General features: G+C 66.3%; 15 protein-coding genes. 9 read left to right on the top strand and 6 right to left on the bottom strand.

Annotated features, from left to right (window positions below; genetic code table 11):
- A partial coding sequence (locus ACR9ZJ_RS01705; RefSeq protein ID WP_481286658.1) for a fimbrial protein occupies positions 1–462 on the top strand: 462 nt, incomplete at its 5' end.
- Between the two features lie 7 nt (positions 463–469).
- Here ACR9ZJ_RS01705 and ACR9ZJ_RS01700 read toward each other — a convergent pair.
- A complete protein-coding gene (locus ACR9ZJ_RS01700) occupies positions 470–3,580 on the bottom strand; it encodes a discoidin domain-containing protein (protein WP_481286657.1) in 3,111 nt (1,036 codons plus the stop codon).
- A 104-nt stretch (positions 3,581–3,684) separates the two neighbouring features.
- Here ACR9ZJ_RS01700 and ACR9ZJ_RS01695 point away from each other — a divergent pair, with 104 nt between their 5' ends.
- Positions 3,685–4,230, top strand: coding sequence for a DUF2058 domain-containing protein (locus ACR9ZJ_RS01695; RefSeq protein ID WP_481286656.1), 546 nt, complete (start codon positions 3,685–3,687; stop codon positions 4,228–4,230).
- Between the two features lie 7 nt (positions 4,231–4,237).
- A complete protein-coding gene (locus ACR9ZJ_RS01690; RefSeq protein ID WP_481286655.1) occupies positions 4,238–5,224 on the top strand; it encodes an NAD-dependent epimerase/dehydratase family protein in 987 nt (328 codons plus the stop codon).
- 110 nt (positions 5,225–5,334) lie between these two features.
- Here ACR9ZJ_RS01690 and ACR9ZJ_RS01685 read toward each other — a convergent pair whose 3' ends face one another.
- Positions 5,335–6,390: a bifunctional transcriptional activator/DNA repair enzyme AdaA gene (locus tag ACR9ZJ_RS01685; protein WP_481281919.1), complete on the bottom strand. Its 1,056-nt coding sequence runs from the start codon at positions 6,388–6,390 to the stop codon at positions 5,335–5,337.
- 75 nt (positions 6,391–6,465) lie between these two features.
- The gene (locus tag ACR9ZJ_RS01680; RefSeq protein ID WP_306848406.1) at positions 6,466–7,812 is read right to left on the bottom strand and encodes an MFS transporter; all 1,347 of its coding nucleotides are present in this window, start codon (positions 7,810–7,812) and stop codon (positions 6,466–6,468) included.
- A gap of 154 nt (positions 7,813–7,966) precedes the next feature.
- On the opposite strand from ACR9ZJ_RS01680, the gene cyoA reads away from it, so the two are divergent.
- The 6 genes from cyoA to ACR9ZJ_RS01650 all read left to right on the top strand — a co-directional run bounded on the left by cyoA (position 7,967) and on the right by ACR9ZJ_RS01650 (position 14,173).
- Positions 7,967–9,031 carry a ubiquinol oxidase subunit II gene (cyoA, locus tag ACR9ZJ_RS01675; RefSeq protein ID WP_481286654.1) on the top strand — a complete coding sequence of 355 codons (1,065 nt, stop codon included), beginning with the start codon at positions 7,967–7,969 and terminating at the stop codon, positions 9,029–9,031.
- A gap of 70 nt (positions 9,032–9,101) precedes the next feature.
- On the top strand, positions 9,102–11,075 hold the full coding sequence (gene cyoB, locus ACR9ZJ_RS01670; RefSeq protein WP_481282742.1) for a cytochrome o ubiquinol oxidase subunit I: 1,974 nt from the start codon (positions 9,102–9,104) through the stop codon (positions 11,073–11,075).
- 52 nt (positions 11,076–11,127) lie between these two features.
- The gene (cyoC, locus tag ACR9ZJ_RS01665) at positions 11,128–11,703 is read left to right on the top strand and encodes a cytochrome o ubiquinol oxidase subunit III (protein ID WP_481282741.1); all 576 of its coding nucleotides are present in this window, start codon (positions 11,128–11,130) and stop codon (positions 11,701–11,703) included.
- Complete coding sequence (cyoD, locus tag ACR9ZJ_RS01660) at positions 11,700–12,110, top strand: cytochrome o ubiquinol oxidase subunit IV (RefSeq protein ID WP_371023575.1); 411 nt, start codon at positions 11,700–11,702, stop codon at positions 12,108–12,110. Before cyoC ends, cyoD begins: the two co-directional genes overlap by 4 nt.
- Before the next feature lie 2 nt (positions 12,111–12,112).
- Positions 12,113–12,907, top strand: coding sequence for an SURF1 family protein (locus ACR9ZJ_RS01655; protein ID WP_481286664.1), 795 nt, complete (start codon positions 12,113–12,115; stop codon positions 12,905–12,907).
- A gap of 474 nt (positions 12,908–13,381) precedes the next feature.
- The gene (locus ACR9ZJ_RS01650) at positions 13,382–14,173 is read left to right on the top strand and encodes a DUF535 family protein (protein ID WP_481281917.1); all 792 of its coding nucleotides are present in this window, start codon (positions 13,382–13,384) and stop codon (positions 14,171–14,173) included.
- A 13-nt stretch (positions 14,174–14,186) separates the two neighbouring features.
- Here the strand turns inward: ACR9ZJ_RS01650 and ACR9ZJ_RS01645 are convergent, their stop codons facing one another.
- The 3 genes from ACR9ZJ_RS01645 to ACR9ZJ_RS01635 are packed head-to-tail and all read right to left on the bottom strand — an operon-like array spanning position 14,187 to position 18,229.
- Positions 14,187–16,643: a TonB-dependent siderophore receptor gene (locus ACR9ZJ_RS01645; RefSeq protein WP_481286663.1), complete on the bottom strand. Its 2,457-nt coding sequence runs from the start codon at positions 16,641–16,643 to the stop codon at positions 14,187–14,189.
- A 30-nt stretch (positions 16,644–16,673) separates the two neighbouring features.
- A complete protein-coding gene (locus tag ACR9ZJ_RS01640; protein WP_481286653.1) occupies positions 16,674–17,690 on the bottom strand; it encodes a FecR family protein in 1,017 nt (338 codons plus the stop codon).
- Complete coding sequence (locus tag ACR9ZJ_RS01635) at positions 17,687–18,229, bottom strand: RNA polymerase sigma factor (protein ID WP_481281915.1); 543 nt, start codon at positions 18,227–18,229, stop codon at positions 17,687–17,689. Before ACR9ZJ_RS01635 ends, ACR9ZJ_RS01640 begins: the two co-directional genes overlap by 4 nt.
- Positions 18,230–18,237 lie beyond the last annotated feature (8 nt).

The following is an 18,237-nucleotide window of genomic DNA, read 5'->3' as shown; positions in this document are numbered from 1 at the left end:
CCGACGACCGCATCGTCCACCGGAAGGAACGCTTCGCATGCCTGGAACGAACCGGATGACATCACGACGGACCGCCATGGTAGTCGCCATGGCGGTCCTTACCGCCAGCGGAGCGGCTTCAGCGGGCGTCGTCATGAACGCGACCCGATACATATAGCCTTCCATCTCAGGGTGGACCAGTGCCAGGAGCCGGTGGGCCTCGTCGCGAAATTCACCTTCGGTGACGCCAGCGATGCGGTTGTCGGCCAGCCGGACCTGTTCACGCTCGATGGGCCCGAGAATGTCGGGCTGGAACTCGGCGACGAGAATGAAAAGAATATCGCTCCCGGAGCGGGGGCCCGGTTCAACGCGTTAGGCACCGGCGATGTATATACCTTCAACGCGCGCTTGCGGGAGATCCGCCCGACCGTGCGGGGTGGCCGTTTCAGCCGCAGGGTCAGGGTTCTCGTCGAATTCATGTAATGGCGCGTCAGTACTCCGCCGTGAGGGTGTGGAAGGGCCTGGCGAGTTTCACGCCATCGGCATCCCATTCCTTCACCGCCTTGCCATCGGCGGTCACCCTCACGGGCTTCGCTCGCCCGGGCCAGAACACTCGCACCGGCGTGCCGGCGCGGATGCCTTGGTCGAGTGTCACCGTGAAGGTCTTGCCGTCCCGGCGGGCGGTCATGCTCAACGATCCGTAGGCGACGGGTAGCCGCGTTACCGAGAGGCCGCTTCCCGTCACCCACGATGCCGGAGCCCCTGGCAGGAGGTACAAACCGTCGTCGGCTTCGCGCATCAGCATGCCGAAGAGGGTGCGCGCGTACTCCGAGCCGATCCAGGTATGCGGCATGTCGCCAAGATAGCCCGGATGACGAAGCCGCGAATGCACCACCTCGGCCCACATGTTCCATTCGGGTGGCCGGCGATCGCGAACGACGTCGGCGAGTAGTTCGGCGGCGTCGTCCGGCCGGTCGAGATACACGTAGGTCAGCACGTTGCGCAGTTCGTACGGCGTGTATGCGAACAACTCGCCCGGTGCTTCGCGCTTGCGTACGTCAGCGAGGTAACGGTCGAAGGTCTTCACCAGCGCATCGTGCGGCAGGACGTCCATCTGTCCCGTCGGGTCGAGTGCGATCGATACGCTGGTGGGATCGCCATCACCGAGATCGGCGGCGGCGGGAATGGTGTCGGAACCCTTCCAGGCCATCGTCGTTTCGATCGACTTGCGCAGCGATTCGCGCAGGGCCGCGTACTGCTCACGCGCGTAGGCGGTCAGGTCCTTGTCGCCCCATTGCTCGGCCAGCCATGCGCCGTCGTGCCAGCCTTTCAATGCCCAGTAGTCGTCCCAGTAGCTGTGCGTAGGGCTGGAGTAGCCTTCGTGGCTGATCGACGGGGCGATGATCCCGTGGAAGCGTTCGGGCGCGGGCAGGTTCGACAGGTATCCCGGCACCATCGTGCGTTCACGCAGTTCCTGCATGAAACGCATCGCGGCACGGACCTTGGGCAGATAGTCCTTCACGCTGGCGGGACCCCCACCGAAGCGGGCCACGTCGGCGACGAGGTTGATGAATTCCCCTTGGCTGTCGTATTCGATGTCCGAACCGAAACCGCGGTTCACGCTGCCGTCGGCGTTGAGGATCGGCGAGACCAGGCCGTTCTCGTGCACCGCATGTGCCGCGTACCAGTCGAGGTAGTCGCGTGCGGTCTTGACCTCGCCCATGCGCAACAGGATCGACGCGGTCGCAGCACCGTCGCGGATGAACGAGCGGTTGTAGTTGCGCGGTCCCGCCTGCATGGCGTGGCCGGTCTGGTTCACCAGCATGTATGCCGCCTGCGAACGCAGGATATCCACCAGCGATTCGTCCGGTAGCGAAATGCCCACGCTGCCGAGGCGCTTCTGCCATTCATCGGACACCTCGGCCGCCAACGCGTCGTATCCGGCGGCGGTGAAAACGGAACGATCGATCGGTGGCGGTTCGGGCAGGTGGCCGTTCGCATCGGCCGGTGCGTTGCCGAGTGGGAACGCGAGGACGACGTCGCGCGTCTGCCCGGGGCCCAGGTGTACGCGGTAGCCGAGCAGTCCGGCGGCGAGGCCGTCCGGATCATGGGCTTCCCTTGCGGCGGGCGAGGAACCCGCCGCCGCGTTCGTCGTGATTTCCGTTTCGCCATGCGCACCGAAGGGAGCGGCCCCGGCCTGGTCCACTGGCGTGAGCGAGGTCAGTAGCGTCCTTCCTTCCACGCGCACGTTCGTGCTCGCGCCGGTGCCGGTGATCGCGATGTCGTGGATCGGCGATGCGCCACCATTTTGCCATGGCGGATTGACCTGGATCGGACGTACGACCAGGGACAGCGTGCCGTCGACGACGGTGGCGCCATCGTTGTGCAGGCGATGGCGCAGGAGGACGACGGGCTGCCCGTCGCCTTGTACCGCTATGGCTTCGCTGGTGATGGAGAGCCCCGGTTGCGCGGTCCAGCTCACCGATGGCATGGGCTTCCAGCCGTCGCGCAGCGCGTGTTTCCGCTCGGCGCCGTCGGAGACGGCGGTGCGGCCCGACGCATCGCGCCAGATGGCCTGGACCTGTGGGCCGCCCTTGAACGGTTCGATGTTGCCGTATTCGTCGAAGATCGACTTCTGCAGTCCCGCCGGCACGCCGACGGCCGTCCAGTACACCTGCTGCATGTGCAGCGAGGAAGGGAATAGCGCGGCGTTGTCGCGTGAAGCGGCTACCTGGTAACGCTTCATCGGCGTCATGGCGCGGAGGGGGCCGAGGAAACGCAGGCGTTTGATCCGGGGCGTGGCGCCGTCCTTCGCGCCGACGACGAGACGCAACGCGCCGACGTCCCTAGCCTCGCGCGCCGCGAGATAGGAACTGTCGCCGAGGCTCCCGGGATCGTTGTCGAGGGTGGACCAGGCGCCCTTGGCATCGCGTGCCTGGAGCGTGGCTCCATCACGCGGCCCGTCCCAGAGGACCTCGACGCCCGCGATGTTCAACGGACGGGGCAGGGCGATGTCGAGTTGCCGTGTGCCACGGGGGCCCTTGCCGACGATCCCCCTGGCGTGGCCATCGGACCAGAGCGAGGCGCCATCGTCCTTGCCATCGAGCCCGGCGATGCGGGCCGCATCGGCTGCCGCGAACGGCTCGAACTCGAACACGGACACGCCCCAGTCCGCCGTGCGCGCCGGCGCGGCGAGGCGCACGAAACGCGCCTCGGTGGCGGGAAATACGAGGTACTCCGTTCCACCAGGCGAGTCGGTCACGGTGTAGACGGGATGGAAATCCTTGCCATCCACGGAGGTCTGGATCGAGTACGCGGCGGCGAAACCGCTGTCCCAATGGATCCGTACGCCGCCGACCTTCGCCACTTTGCCCAGGTCCACCTGGAACCACTGGCCCGGGCTGAAGGCGCCACCCCAGCGGGTGGTCTCATCGGTGTCGATCGCGTGTTCGGGTGCCAGCGCGGGCACCTGCTGGGAGGAGCTGCTCGCCTTCCATTCCGCGCGTGGCGGCAACCGGTCGGCCGCGAACGCAGGGGTGGCAAGGAGGGTGGCCAGGGCCAGGCTCAGGCGCAGGGAGCGCGGGGAAATGAGGACGTGCATTCGTTCTACCTCCGGGGAGGCCACCAAGCCTAGGCACGTAACGCGATGTAACCAACCCTTCGGCGCTAGAATCGATGTCCCAGCGGGATAAAGAAACGTTCGCCATGCGCAATCCGTTACAGGAACAACTTCTCAAGGCTGGCCTGGTCAAGAAAGACAAGGCCGCCAAGATCGTGCGCGACCAGGCCAAGCAGCGGCAGGGCAAGGCGCCGCCGCCTCCGACCGATGACTCCATCGACGCACGCAAATTGCAGGCGGAGCGTGCCGAACGGGACCGGGCCCTGGCCGCCGAGCGCAACGCCGAGGCCCGCGCGAAGGAAATCCGCGCCCAGGTGCGCCAGATCATCGAGACGACCAAGGTGAAGCGCGAAGGTGACAGCGCCTATCGCTTCCCGGATGGCGAGAAGATCGCCAGCATCTTCGTCAACGACGCGCTCCGCGCGCAACTGGCATCCGGCGCGCTTGCCATCGCGCGTGCCGGTGAGGGCTACGAGTTGATTCCCCGCTTGCCCGCCGACAAGATCCACGCCCGCGCACCGGACATGATCGTGCTCGACCACGGTCGCAAGGAAGGCGCGGCGGCACCGTCGGAAGAAGATGTCGACGACTACTACAAGCAGTTCGTCGTGCCCGACGACCTCATCTGGTGAGGATGCGATGACCGTTCTCGTCACAGGCAGCGCGGGCCATCTCGGCGAGGCGCTCGTCCGCCGCTTGCGAGCGGATGGCCGTGCGGTGAAGGGCCTCGACATCAAGTCCTCCTCGCACACGGATATCGTCGGTTCCATCGCCGACGAAGCCTTCGTGCGTGATGCCATGTCCGGCGTCACGCGCGTGATCCACGCCGCCACGTTGCACAAACCGCACGTCGCGACGCATTCCAAGCGGCAGTTCGTCGACACCAATGTGGCTGGCACGGTGGCGCTGTTGGAGGCCGCGGTCGCGCATGGCGTGCGCTCGTTCGTTTTCACCAGCACGACGAGCACGTTTGGCGCGGCATTGTCGCCCGCGCCGGGGGAACCGGCGGCCTGGATCGACGAAGACGTCGTGCCCGTGCCGAAGAACATCTACGGCGCGACGAAGATCGCGGCCGAAGGCATGTGCGAACTGGTGGCGCGCAAGGAACGCCTGCCGGTACTCGTCCTGCGCACCTCGCGCTTCTTTCCCGAGGACGACGACAACGCGAGCGTTCGCTCCGAATACGCCACGTTGAACATGCAGGCCAACGAGCTGTTGTACCGGCGAGCCGATATCGAGGACATCGTCGAGGCCCATCTGTGCGCACTCGACAAGTCGCCCGCACTGGGGTTCGGCCGTTACATCGTCTCCGCGGCGACACCTTTTGCGCGGAGCGATGTCACCGCGCTGCGTCGTGATGCGGCTGCCGTGGTGCGAGGACTGTTCCCGGAAGTCGACGCGCTCTATGCGACGCAGGGGTGGAAATTGCTGCCCTCGCTCGACCGTGTGTACGACAGTGCGCGGGCCCGGCGCGACCTGGGCTGGTCGCCGAAGCGCGACTTCTCCTTCGTGCTGGCATGCCTGCGGCGCGGTGAGGATTTTCGTAGCGAACTCGCGCGAGCCATCGGCGTGAAGGGTTATCACGACGAGGTGTTCGCGGAAGGGCCGTATCCGGTGCTGGGCTGAGGCAAGCTCCCATCGCGGACAGGGTCCGCTCCCACCACGGCGTATGCTCGGTTGAGAGCGGACCTGTCCCCGCGCCCGGGTGGGAAGTGGACTGGTCCGCGACTCCGCGATCAACGTGCCGCGGCCTTCCTCTCGTGCCGCAACAGCCAGTCTTTCCGCCACAATCCTCCGCCATACCCGGTGAGCGACCCATCCGCCCCGATCACCCGGTGGCAGGGAATGACGATGGCGATCTGGTTGGCCCCGTTGGCCCGGGCGACGGCCCGAACCGCCGTGTGCCGTCCCGCGGCTGCCGCGACGTCCGAATAGCTGCGCGTCGTCCCCGGCGGAATGGCGATCAACTCGTCCCACACCGCCTTGGTGAACACCGAACCGTGCAGGGCGAGCGGCGTCTCGAAGGCCAGCCGGGTTCCGGCGAAATAATCGCGTAGCTCGGCCTCGATACGGTCGATGACCGGCGTGCGACCGAACGTGATCGTGGAGCGGCTCGACTCGCGCAGCCGTTTCAGTTCCGTGGGCAAGGCGGTCCGGTCGAAGAACTCGAGCAGGTGCAAGGCATGTGTATCGGCCACCGCCAGCATGCTGCCGATAGGGGTTTCGATCCAGTCGGCCTTGAGCAGTTCGCGCCCACGCAGCCCGGCCGGGCTGTCGCCGATCAGCTTGACGATGGCTTCGCGAAAGCCGCTCCCGGAGTCGTAACCGGCCGACTGCTGGGCATCGATCACGCTGGCGCCAGCCGCGAGGCGGTCCATGCCGCGCCCTGCCCGGCGCAGGCGGGCCATGTCGAGGAAGGTGAGGCCGAGATGACGCTTGAAGGCCCGGCGTACGGTGGAAGGATCGTAGCCGAGACGGACGAGGTCGTCCTCGGACCAGACCCGCTCCGGCTCGTCTTCCAGATGCCGGAGCAGGGCCGACACCACGGGTTCGCGCTGGCCGACCGGATCGAGGGGACGGCAGCGAAGGCAGGGCCGGAAGCCGGCTTCGAAGCAGCCAGCGACGGAGTCGAAGAAGCGGGTGTTCTCGACGTTCGGCTTTCGCGCCGGGCAGGTGAGCCGGCAGAAAACGCCCGTGCTGGTCACGCCGACGAAGACGTGGCCGTCATAGGCGGGATCACGCTCGAGCAGGGCCCGGTAGAGGGTGTCGTGGTCGGGGAGGTCGAAGAGCATGAGGCATAGGGTACGCCGTGCCGGGCGGGCACGGCGCCGGAGATCGGGCGGCTATTCCGGGGAGGACCCGCCCCCTTAAGCCTTGTTCCGGTCCGTCTCGAACGCCTTGTTGATGCGCAGCGCCAGCAGCGTGCAGGCCACGCCCGATAGCAGGTAGGCGCTTACCGCGACCAGTCCGAAACGGGCGGACAGGCCCAGCGCCACCAGTGGGGCGAAGGCCGCGCCGATCAGCCAGGCGAAGTCGGAGGTCAGGGCCGCGCCCGTGTAACGGAACCGCTTGGCGAAGTTGGCGGTGACGGTACCGGCCGCCTGGCCATAGGAAAGGCCGAGCAGGGCGAAGCCGATGATCAGGAAGGCATCCTGGGCGATCTTGCCGCCGCCGAGCAGCCAGGGCGAGGCGATGGCGAACAAGCCGATCAGCACGGCCATCGTGCCCAGCGTATTGCGGCGGCCGACCTTGTCGGCGATGACGCCCGAGGCCACGGTGGCCAGGATCGCCACGAAGGCACCGACGATCTGCACGACCAGGACGTCGTTGATGTCCTGCGAGCGGCTGAGGGAAATCCACGACAGCGGGAAGATCGTCACGATATGGAACAGGGCGTAGCTGGCCAGCGCCGCGAAGGCACCGATGAACAGGTTGTAGCCCTGTGCCTGGATCATCTCGATGATGCCGATCGGCTCCAGCTCGCGCTCTTCCAGAAGCTGGGTGTATTCCTCGGTGACGACCAGGCGGAGGCGGGCGAACAGGGCCACGACATTGATCGCGAAGGCCACGAAGAAGGGATAGCGCCAGCCCCAGCCGAGGAAGTCTTCACGGGACAACTGGGTGTTGAGGAAGAGGAACAGCGAGGCGGCGATCAGGAAGCCGGTCGGGGCTCCCAGCTGGCCGAGCATGGCGTACCAGCCGCGGCGGTTCTTCGGCGAATTCAGCGAAAGCAGGGAGGGCAGGCCGTCCCAGGAGCCGCCCAGCGCAATGCCCTGCAAGAAGCGCAGCACCGACAGAATCACAATGACCGTGTAGCCATTGGACGTGTTCGCCGGCAGGAAGGCGATGCAAACCGTGGAGGTGCCCAGCAGGAACAGGGCGGCGGTAAGCTTGGTTCCCCGGCTCCAGTTGCGCTGGATCGCCATGAACAGCGTGGTGCCGATGGGGCGCGCGATGAAGGCGAACGAGAAGATCGTGAAGGCCAGCAGGATCCCGTCCAGCTGGCTCAGGAACGGAAAGAACACCGACGGGAACACGAGGACGGACGCGATGCCGTACGTGAAGAAGTCGAAGTATTCCGAAGCCCGGCCGATGACCACGCCCACGGCGATCTCGCCGGGGGCCACGGCGGCGTGGCTGGTCTGGTGCTGGCGGCGGACGTCGTTCTCGGCGCCTTCCGCGGCATTGTGATGGGCGTGTGAAATGCTCGACATCGTATTCGGCCCGCTCGGGGAGGTGGATGGCAGGATAGCCAAGGATCGCACTACTCGGCTTGCAGGGCCATGGGACAAAGTGTCCTATGGCCTGCGCAGGCGTATCGGCGTATTTTTTCGTGTCCCCACGGTTGCCTCCATCATGCGAATGTCCATGAAGATGTTGCGCGGATTGCTGATCCCCGCCCTGGCCCTGCTCTTGTCGGGCTGCGATGCCGTGCTGCTATCCCCCTCGGGCGACATCGCCCGGCAGCAGCGCGACCTGATCATCATTTCCGTGGTGCTGATGCTGATCATCATCGTCCCGGTGATCGCGATGACCTTGATCTTCGCCTGGAAGTACCGGGCGTCGAACGAGGCGGCCCGTGCCGAATACGCCCCGGACTGGAACCACTCCACGGTGCTGGAACTGCTGATCTGGTCGGCACCCCTGTTGATCATCATCGCCCTGGGCGCCGTGACCTGGACCAGTACCCACAAGCTGGACCCGTACCGTCCCCTGGAACAGGTCTCCCAGGGCCGCGCCCTGGCCCCCGGCACGAAGCCCCTGGTGGTCGAGGTCGTGGCGCTGGACTGGAAGTGGCTCTTCCTCTATCCGGAACAGGGCATCGCCACGGTGAACGAGATGGCCGCCCCGGTGGATCGCCCCATCGAGTTCCACATCACCGCCTCCACCGTCATGAACGCGTTCTTCGTGCCCTCGCTGGCCGGCATGATCTACGCCATGCCGGGCATGGAGACCAAGCTCCATGCGGTCATGAACAAAACCGGCGATTTCGAAGGCATTTCGGCCAATTACAGCGGCGCCGGCTTCTCCGACATGCGCTTTCGCTTCCATAGCCTGTCCGACGCCGATTTCGACGCCTGGGTGGCGAAGGCCAAGGCGAGCGCGGACCAGCTCGGCCGCGAGGACTACCTCAAGCTCGAACAGCCGAGCGAGAAGGAACCGGTCCACTACTACGGGACGGTCACCCCCGGCCTCTACAACGCCATCCTCAACCGCTGCGTCGAATCCAACCGCATGTGCATGAACGACATGGCGGCACTCGATGCGCGCGGCGGCCAGGGCGTGGTGGGTGCGTACAACGTGACCTCGCTCGACGCCGCGACCCGCGCGCGAGTGGGCCTGGCCGACGCCCGCCAGCGCTATGTCGGCGCCCTGTGCGTCGGCAACGGCACCGCCGGCCAGCCGATGACACCTGCCGGACGTCCGCTCTAAGAGCGGCGGCCTCCTCAGAATTCAAGCCTTGCCGAGTCCGGTAATGAACATGCCCGATCTAGCCAAACTGATCTTCGGACGCCTCACCCTCGAGGCGATCCCATACCACGAGCCGATCCTCATCGGCACCTTCATCATGGTCGCCATCGGTGGCATCGCGCTGCTCGCCCTGATCACCCGGGCGAAGCTGTGGGGCTACCTGTGGAGCGAATGGTTCACCAGCATCGATCACAAGAAGATCGGCATCATGTACATGGTGTTCGGCATCGTGATGCTGCTGCGTGGCTTCGCCGACGCATTGATGATGCGCGCCCAGCAAGCCATCGCCTTCAACGGCAATCCCGGCTTCCTGCCCCCGCACCATTACGACCAGATCTTCACCGCTCACGGCGTGATCATGATCTTCTTCGTGGCGATGCCGCTGGTCACCGGCCTGATGAACTACGTCGTGCCGCTGCAGATCGGCGCGCGCGACGTGGCCTTCCCGTTCCTCAACAACTTCAGCTTCTGGATGACGGTCGCCGGCGGCTTGCTGGTGATGGCCTCGCTATTCGTGGGCGAGTTCGCCCGCACCGGCTGGCTCGCCTATCCGCCCTTGTCGGGGCTGGCGCAGAGTCCGGATGTCGGGGTGGACTATTACATATGGTCGCTACAGGTGGCCGGCGTGGGAACGACCCTCTCCGGCATCAACCTGATCGCCACCATCGTGAAGATGCGTGCCCCGGGCATGTCCATGATGAAGATGCCGATCTTCACCTGGACCTCGTTGTGCACCAACGTGCTGATCGTGGCGGCCTTCCCCGTGCTCACGGCGGTGCTGGTGCTGCTCTCGCTCGACCGCTACGCGGGCACCAACTTCTTCACGAACGACTTCGGCGGCAACGCCATGATGTACGTGAACCTGATCTGGATCTGGGGCCACCCGGAGGTCTACATCCTGGTGCTGCCGGTCTTCGGCGTGTTCTCCGAGGTCGTCTCCACCTTCAGCCGCAAGCGCCTCTTCGGTTATGCGTCGATGGTGTACGCCACGGTGGTCATCACCGTGCTGTCCTACCTGGTGTGGCTGCACCACTTCTTCACCATGGGCTCGGGCGCGAGCGTCAACTCGTTCTTCGGCATCACCACGATGATCATCTCGATCCCCACGGGGGCGAAGATCTTCAACTGGCTGTTCACCATGTACCGCGGCCGCATCCACTTCGAGGTGCCGATGCTGTGGACGGTGGGCTTCATGATCACCTTCGTGATCGGTGGCATGACCGGCGTGATGCTGGCGGTGCCGCCGGCCGACTTCCTGCTGCACAACAGCCTGTTCCTGATCGCGCACTTCCATAACGTGATCATCGGTGGCGTGATCTTCGGCCTGTTCGCCGGCATCAACTACTGGTTCCCGAAGGCCTTCGGTTACAAGCTGGACCCGTTCTGGGGCAAGTGCTCGTTCTGGTTCTGGCTGGTGGGTTTCTACCTGGCCTTCATGCCGCTCTACGTGCTCGGCTTCATGGGCGTCACGCGCCGCATGAACCACTTCGAGGATCCGTCGCTCGCCATCTGGTTCCGCATCGCCGCCTTCGGCGCGGTGCTGATCGCGCTCGGCATCGGCTCGTTCCTGGTCCAGCTGTGGGTCAGCTACAAGCGCCGCGACGAGTTGCGCGACGTCACCGGCGATCCGTGGCATGGCCGTACCCTGGAATGGTCGACGTCCTCGCCGCCGCCGGAATACAACTTCGCGTTCACCCCCATCATTCACGAATCGGATGCGTGGTGGGACATGAAGGAGCGTAACGCCGGTCGTCGCACCGAAGGCTACCTGCCGATCCACATGCCTAAGAACACCAGCGCCGGCATCATCATCGCGGGCTTCGCCTTCGTGCTCGGCTTCGCCATGATCTGGCACATGTTCCTGATCGCCGGCATCGCCTTCGTGGCCCTGCTGGTGACCGCGATCGGCCACACCTTCAATTACAAGCGCGACTACCACATCCCCGCCGATGTCGTGGCCCGGACCGAGGCCGCCCGCACGGAAGAGCTTGCCGCCCATGTCTGATATGAACGCCACGCCCTCCGCCGCCGTCGCGGACCAGGACATCCAGTTCTGGATGAAGGAAGACCACCACCCGGCCAACGGCACGTTGCTCGGGTTCTGGATCTACCTGATGAGCGACTGCCTCATCTTCGCCTGCCTGTTCGCCACCTATGGCGTGCTCGGCCGCAGCTACGCGGGTGGCCCTTCCGGCGCCGATCTGTTCGAATTGCCGCTGGTCGCGATCAACACGACGATGCTGCTGCTGTCTTCGATCACCTACGGCTTCGCCGTGCTGGAGATGCAGAAGAACCGCAAGGGCACGATGATGGCCTGGCTGGTCGTCACCGGCCTGTTCGGCGCCACCTTCCTCGGCATCGAACTGTACGAGTTCGCGAACCTGATCCACGAAGGCGCGGGTCCGCAGCGCAGTGCGTTCCTGTCGTCGTTCTTCACCCTGGTCGGTACCCACGGCCTGCACGTGACGTTCGGCATCGTCTGGCTGATCACCCTGCTGTTCCAGGTGGGCCGCTTCGGGCTCACGCCGGCCAACAAGCGCCGCATCATGTGCCTGTCGATGTTCTGGCATTTCCTCGACGTGGTCTGGATCGGCGTCTTCACCTTCGTTTACCTGATGGGAGTGCTGCCGTGAGCGCGCACATCGAATCGCACGATCACCCACAACACGATCACCACGATCACGACGACGGTCACAGCCACAGCACGCTGAAGGGCTACATGACGGGGTTCTTCCTCGCCGTGGTACTCACCGCCATCCCGTTCTGGCTGGTGATGGGCAAGGTCATCCCGAACTCGCAGACGCTGGCGGTGGTGATCCTCACCTTCGCCGCGATCCAGATCGTGGTGCACATGATCTACTTCCTGCACATGAACACGAAGTCGGAAGGCGGCTGGAACATGCTGGCGCTGATCTTCACGCTGGTGCTGGTCGTGATCACGCTTTCTGGTTCGATCTGGGTCATGTTCCACCTCAACTCGAACATGATGCCGGGCATGTCCCATGACATGACCGAGCAGCAGGTGAAGAACCTGCCTTGAGCGTGGAAGGCGCCAACGACACCACGACGCCGCGCCGACCGCGCGGCGTCTTCGTTCTGGGCCTGTTGGCCCTGCTCGGGGTAGTGTTGTTCGCGGGGTTCGTCGCGCTGGGCGTCTGGCAGGTACAGCGCCGGGCGTGGAAACACGACCTGGTCGCTCGCGTCGATGCGCGGGTGCACGCCGAACCGGTGGATGCGCCCGGCCGCGGCCAGTGGCCGGTGGTAAGCGCTTCCAACGACGAATACCGTCGGGTGAAGCTCGTCGGCCGCTTCCTGCAGGACAAGAGCGTGCGCGTCCGGGCGAGCACCGAACTCGGCATGGGCTCGTGGCTGCTGACGCCACTGCGCTTGCGCAGCGGCGACGTGGTGGTCGTGAATCGTGGCTTCGTTTCGCCCACCTGGTGCGGGGGCAAGGCCACCTGCACTCCGGGGCCGTCGGCGGAAACCTCGGTGACCGGGCTGCTTCGCATCAGCGAACCGAAGGGCGCGTTCCTGCAGCCGAACCGGCCCGCGGAGGATCGCTGGTTCTCGCGTGACGTGGCCGCCATCGCCGCGGCGAAAGGTCTCGACGACGTGGCGCCCTATTTCGTCGATGCCGATGCGGCATCCTCGCCGGGGCGCGGCGAGGGCAACGACGGCCCGGTCGGGGGGCTCACGGTCATCGCCTTCCCCGACAACCACCTGATGTACGCGATCACCTGGTTCGCCATGGCGCTGCTGACCCTGCTGGCGGCGTGGATCGTCTGGAAAGACGAGCGGCGCAAGCGGAACGGCGAACGGCGCAAGCCCCGCGCCTGACCACGCGGCGGGACCAGCCAAACCCTGGTGGGAGCCGACCCTGTCGGCGATCCCGCGGCAGCGGGCCAAGTTACGGCAAGCACCCATCGCCGCTGAAGCGGCTCCCACGAGAGCAGGGGTTTCCGCCATGGAAGAGTCAGCTGCCATGAACCTGTGGGAGCCGACCTTGTCGGCGATCCCGCGGCAGCGGGCCAGGGTGGGGCAAGCACCCATCGCCGCTGAAGCAGCTCCCACAAGAGCAGCGGTTTCCGCCAGGGCGGGAATGGGTTTTCACCAAGGAAGTGGGTTCCTGCCAACTGGCATTTCAATTTCCCGGTCGCCGTACGTCTTGGAGGTATGCAGCCCCGCTACCCCCACAGCGCGCCCTTCGACGACCTGCCGTTAAGCTGGACGTCGCCCCGCCAGGATCGTGGCCCCCTGGGCCTGGTGTTCGACCATGCACGGCGGCGCGCGATCTTGCGACGGTCCCGGCCCATGCCGGAACGACGGCTCGCTTACCTCCTGCGCACGCTCACGGCGTTTCGCCGCCAGGCCCAATGGCTCCGGTTGGTGAGCGCATCGCGTGCGATGCGGGTCGCCGCCGAGTTCAACCCGCGAGTGTACGAGCGCTGGCAGTCGCACTACATCTCGCGGTCTTTCGATCTCGACGCCCGCGCGCGGCTCATCGAAGCCCACTATCGCTTCATGGCGCGCGAATTCCCCGAGCGCTTGAGCAATCGCCTGCTCAAGGGCCATGACGTGCGCCTCGCCACGCTGCCGCTCGGCGATGGCGAAATGGCCTATCTGCATGCGCGCGCCCCGGAAAGCGAGTGCACCGGGGAACTCGGCTTGTACCTGCTGAATGGCGACAAGGAAGTGGTCTCGTCCTGCGCGATCACCTTCGGTGGCACGGAGGGGCTGCTCGTCGGCGCCATGCGTGGCTCGTGGGCCTATCTCGGCCGTGGTGCGATCGCCCGGTTCAGCCGGGCCAGCGGCGGACTGCGTCCTCGTGACCTGCTGTTGGCGGTGGTGCGTGCACTGGCCACGTATTACGGGGTGGAGCGCGTACGCGGCGTATCCTGTGCGGCGCATCCACTGGACCGCCGTGCCGGCGTGACGGTCGCCTCGTACGACAGGTTCTGGCGTCGTCACGGCGGCGTGCCGGGCGCCGACGGCTGCTACGACATCCCTCGTCTCGGCGGACCGAGCGGACGTGCCGAGCGTGACGCCTTCCGACGCGAGGCCTGCGAGGTCGCGCTGAAGGCGTTCGCGAAATCGGTTGGCTGACGAATCCGGGCGGTCAGAAGTCGTAGGTGCCGGTGAGCAAGACCACGCGCCCCTGTCGTATCGGTACGAAGGTCTCGTCGAAGTTCACGGCGTACAGCGTGCGCGCGAAGAGGTTCTTCACGCCGAGCGTCAGCCGCCAGTGCTCGCCGTAGCGCGACACGTTGGTTTCCACGCTGGCTTGCCCGGGGATGCCGAAATATCGCCCGTCCGAACTCGTGCGGCCGATGCTGCGGCTACGGGCGAGAACGCCGGCCGCCACGCCCCACGGCTTCACCGTGCCCTGGCCGAAGCGGTAGCTCGCCCATACCGCCGCCTGGTGTTTCGGCGCACCGGTCGGACGGGTGTCGTCGTGGTTGCTGATATGCGCTTCAGTGAGGCTGGCGAGCACGTCGAGCCCGGGTGCGACCTGTCCCGCGAATTCCACTTCCAGCCCGCGATTGGTCTGGCCCGGCCCCGGCGTCGCGAAAAAAGGCGGTTCGGGCGAGACGAGGTCGATGCTGTGGTCGACGTGGATGCGGTAGAGCGCCGCCGTCAGGCGCGCGCGCTGGTCGAACAGGTCGAACTTCGCACCGAGTTCAACCTGGCGCGAGGTGGCCACCGGTAGCGGCTGGCCGTCCTTGCCAAGCAGGGGATCGGGCTGGAAGCCGGTGGAGGAGTCGGCATAGATGGCGATGGTGGGCGAAAGCTTGTAGACCACGCCCACTTTTGGGATCCAGCGCGACTTGCGCACCCGGCGGGGTGAACCGTCCTGCCAGCGGGTCTCCAGTTCGTACTGGGTACGGCGCAGCGCCACCAGCACGTTCCATTGCTCGCCGATCGCCATCTGGTCCTGCAGGTACAGGCCGGCGTTGGTCTGCCACGAGCCACCCAGCGCTTGCACCGTGGTGCTGACCGGCGTCACCAGCGTGTTGAACTTCGCGGAAAAATCGCTGCTGCTGCGCAGATCGTAGGCAAGCGGCCTGGTGACGATCACGGCGTCGATGTTCGAGGTGTCCGCCGTGACGCCTTCCTCGGTACTGCCGCTGCCGTTGTCGCCGGCATGCGTCCGCGCCAGGTCCAGCCCCATCAGCAAGCTATGCGTGACGTCGCCATGGCGGAACGTGGCGCTCAGGTCGTTCTGCCAGGTCCAGTAGGTTCCCGAATAGCGGAAGCTGCGATCCACGGCGTCCAGTGCCCCGGCGAATCCGCTGGCGAGATAGGACTGGCTGCGGCCATCGCTGCGCTGGCGCACGTACTGCCCCTGGCTGTGAAAGGTCCAGTCGTCGCCGAACTCATGGTCCAGTTCGAATACCGCCCGGCTCGTACGATAGGTCGATTCGTCGGTGGGGTCGGCGGACAGGGAACGGTAAGGCTTGGCGGTGGACAGGCCAGGACCCAGCAGCACGGTGTGGTCGGGACCGGGCACGCGGTTGTCCACGAACTCCAGTCCGCCCATCACCCGCGTCTGCTCCCCTTGCCACGCCAGCGACGGGGCGAGATAGGCACCCCTGCCGCCGCCAAAGCCCTGTGGCGTCTTCTCGCCGCGCTGGCCCGCCGCCACCAGGCGGTAGGTCACGCTGCCGTCTTTCGACGCGGGGCCCGCCAGGTCGAGGCCGAGCCGCGCGCCGTCGTACTCGCCCAGCGAATAGGTCAGCGTGCGCACGGGCTGGGCCTGCGGCCGCTTCATCACGACGTTGATCGAGCCACCGAAATTGTTGTTCTGCGAGGCATCGCCAAGGATGGCCTCGGGGCCACGCAGCACTTCCACGCGCTCGATGCCGATCAGCGGGGGAAGATCCTCGGTACGGGCGATGCCGTTGGGCATGCCGTCGGTCATGCCGTGGCCCGCATCGAAGCCGCGGATCAGGAAGAGCGGCGAGCCGCCATAACCGTCCACGTATTGCACCCCCGCCACGTAGCGGGCGACATCGCCGATATCCACGGCCTGCTGCGATTCGATCACGTCCCGGGTCACCACGGTGACCGACTGGGGTACATCGGTCAGTCGCGCTTCGTTGCGCGTGACGGTGCGCGTGGTGTCGGCCTTGAAGCCCGTGTCGGAAACCAGCCCTTGCACGTCCACGGTGGCCAGCGGCACGACGGTACCGGGATCGAACGCGATGTCGGGGTCCACCGGGGCGGGTGTCGCGTTGTCGGGTTTCTGCCGCTGGCGGACCACGACGGTGCGCGTGTCGTACGACTCGCGTTGCAGGTCGGTGCCCTCCAGCAACTCGTCGAGCGCGGCGTTCGGAGTCAGTACGCCCCGGGCGCCGCCCGAGCGCCAGTTGGCGATCGAGCCGGAAGCGGTGAGGACCTGCACGTTCGCTTGTTTGCCCCAGGCCAGCAACGCCGTGGCCAGCGGTTGCGGCGCGATGGCGAATGGCATGGGGGCGGAAGGGCCGTCGGCAGGTGCTTCGGCCGCCCCGGCGGCATGCGCCGCGAGAGCCAGCGCGAGCGCGCCGGTGAGTGCGCGCCGGCGCCCGCGAAGCATGTACTGCAAGACTTGCGGCCCTTGTGGTCTTCAGCGCGGCTGGATGCTCCGCGCCATCGTGGTCTGGCGAGCGAGTTCCAGCCGGTCGGGATAGGTGTCGACACGTACCGGGAAGACGCGCGGCAAGGCGGATACCCAGCTGTCGATGGTATCCACCTCGACCGTACCGGTAAACGTCAGTTTGCCGAGGGCAGGATCGGCGAGCCGGATCGGCCGCGCACTGTAACGGTTCACGTTTTCGATCACCGAGGACAAGGGCTCGTTGACGAACTCCAGGCGATGCCCACGCCAGGCGGTGGCGCTCGCGGGATCGATGTCGAGGATCCGCATCGCTTGCGTCTCAGGGTCGAAGGAGACCTCGCGTCCCGCTCCCAGTTCGATGGTGCCGGCGTCACCCTGGGTGGCCAGGGGCGAGACCCGCACGCGGCCCTCGGTGACGGCGACGGTCACCCGGTCGCCGGTGCGGCGCACGTTGAAGGCGGTACCCAGGTCGAGGATCTGCAAGGGCCCCGCATGGACGACGAATGGCCGTTCGGCGTGCGCGACACGGAAGAAAGCCTCGCCGGCTTCGAGGTCGACGGCGCGCTCGTCGCGTCCATAGCGCGCGGTGATCGAGCTGGCTCCGCCGAGTTCGATGCTGGAGCCGTCGGGAAGGTCGATGTCGCGGTGGCCCGCCCGTTCGCTGACGTATTGCCTTGGCGCTTCACCCTGCCCATGGCGCAATCCCAGGAACGCACCCGCTCCGACGACGGCGAGCAACACGCTGGCCGCCAGGGCGAGAGCGAAGCGCGGAACCGTGCGGCGAGCCGGCCGGCGTGGGGCGAACCGGTGGGCGAATGCCTTGCGGCTCTCCGCGTCCATGGCTCCGGCCGTCTCGGCGAGGGCGGATGCGCGGTCGAACGCCTCCGCGTGCCGCGGGTCGGCTTCGAGCCACTCGCTCCATTGGAGCAAGGCGGGATCGGGCAGGCCGGGGTCGCGCAGGCGGACCCACCAGTCGGCGGCGGTGTACTCGATCTGCCGATCGGGAGCGTGGGTGGTCGTGGTCATCGGAGGTTCTCCGCGCGGTCGCGGCGTTCACGGCAATGCGCCAGGGCATTGCCGACGTGGTAGCGCACCATGCGCTCACTGAGATTCATCTCACGCGCGATCGTGGCGAAATCCCGCCCCTCCATCACGTGCATGACGAAGGCGCGGCTGGTCTTGGGGGGCAGTTCGTCGAGTGCCTGGCGCAGGTCGCGCCATTGCTCGTGGGCCGAGGCGTGTTGCTCGGGAATCGGCGTGGCGTGCCAGTTGTCGCCGTCGGGGTCGGCGGGCGCCGAGGCCCGCACGTTGCGCATGCGCAGGCGGTCCACGGCAAGGTTGGAGGCGGCCCGGAACAGGAAGGCGCGCGGTGAGTCGATCACGGTCGCGTCGTCCAGCGAGAGCAGCTTGAGGTAGACCTCCTGGGCCACTTCCTGGGCATCCGCGAGCGAGTTCAGCCGGGCCCGCAGGAAGCCCACGAGTGCCGCGTTGTGCTCGCGGAACAGGGCCACCACCTGGGTGGCGCGCGTGCCGCCGGGCGGCTTGCCCGCCTCGGATGGATCCATGGTTTGCC

This window comes from Luteibacter sp. KNZ12-1A (genome assembly GCF_056755675.1).
Note: the sequence above shows the minus strand (reverse complement) of the source record. Positions and strands in the feature narration are given on the sequence as shown.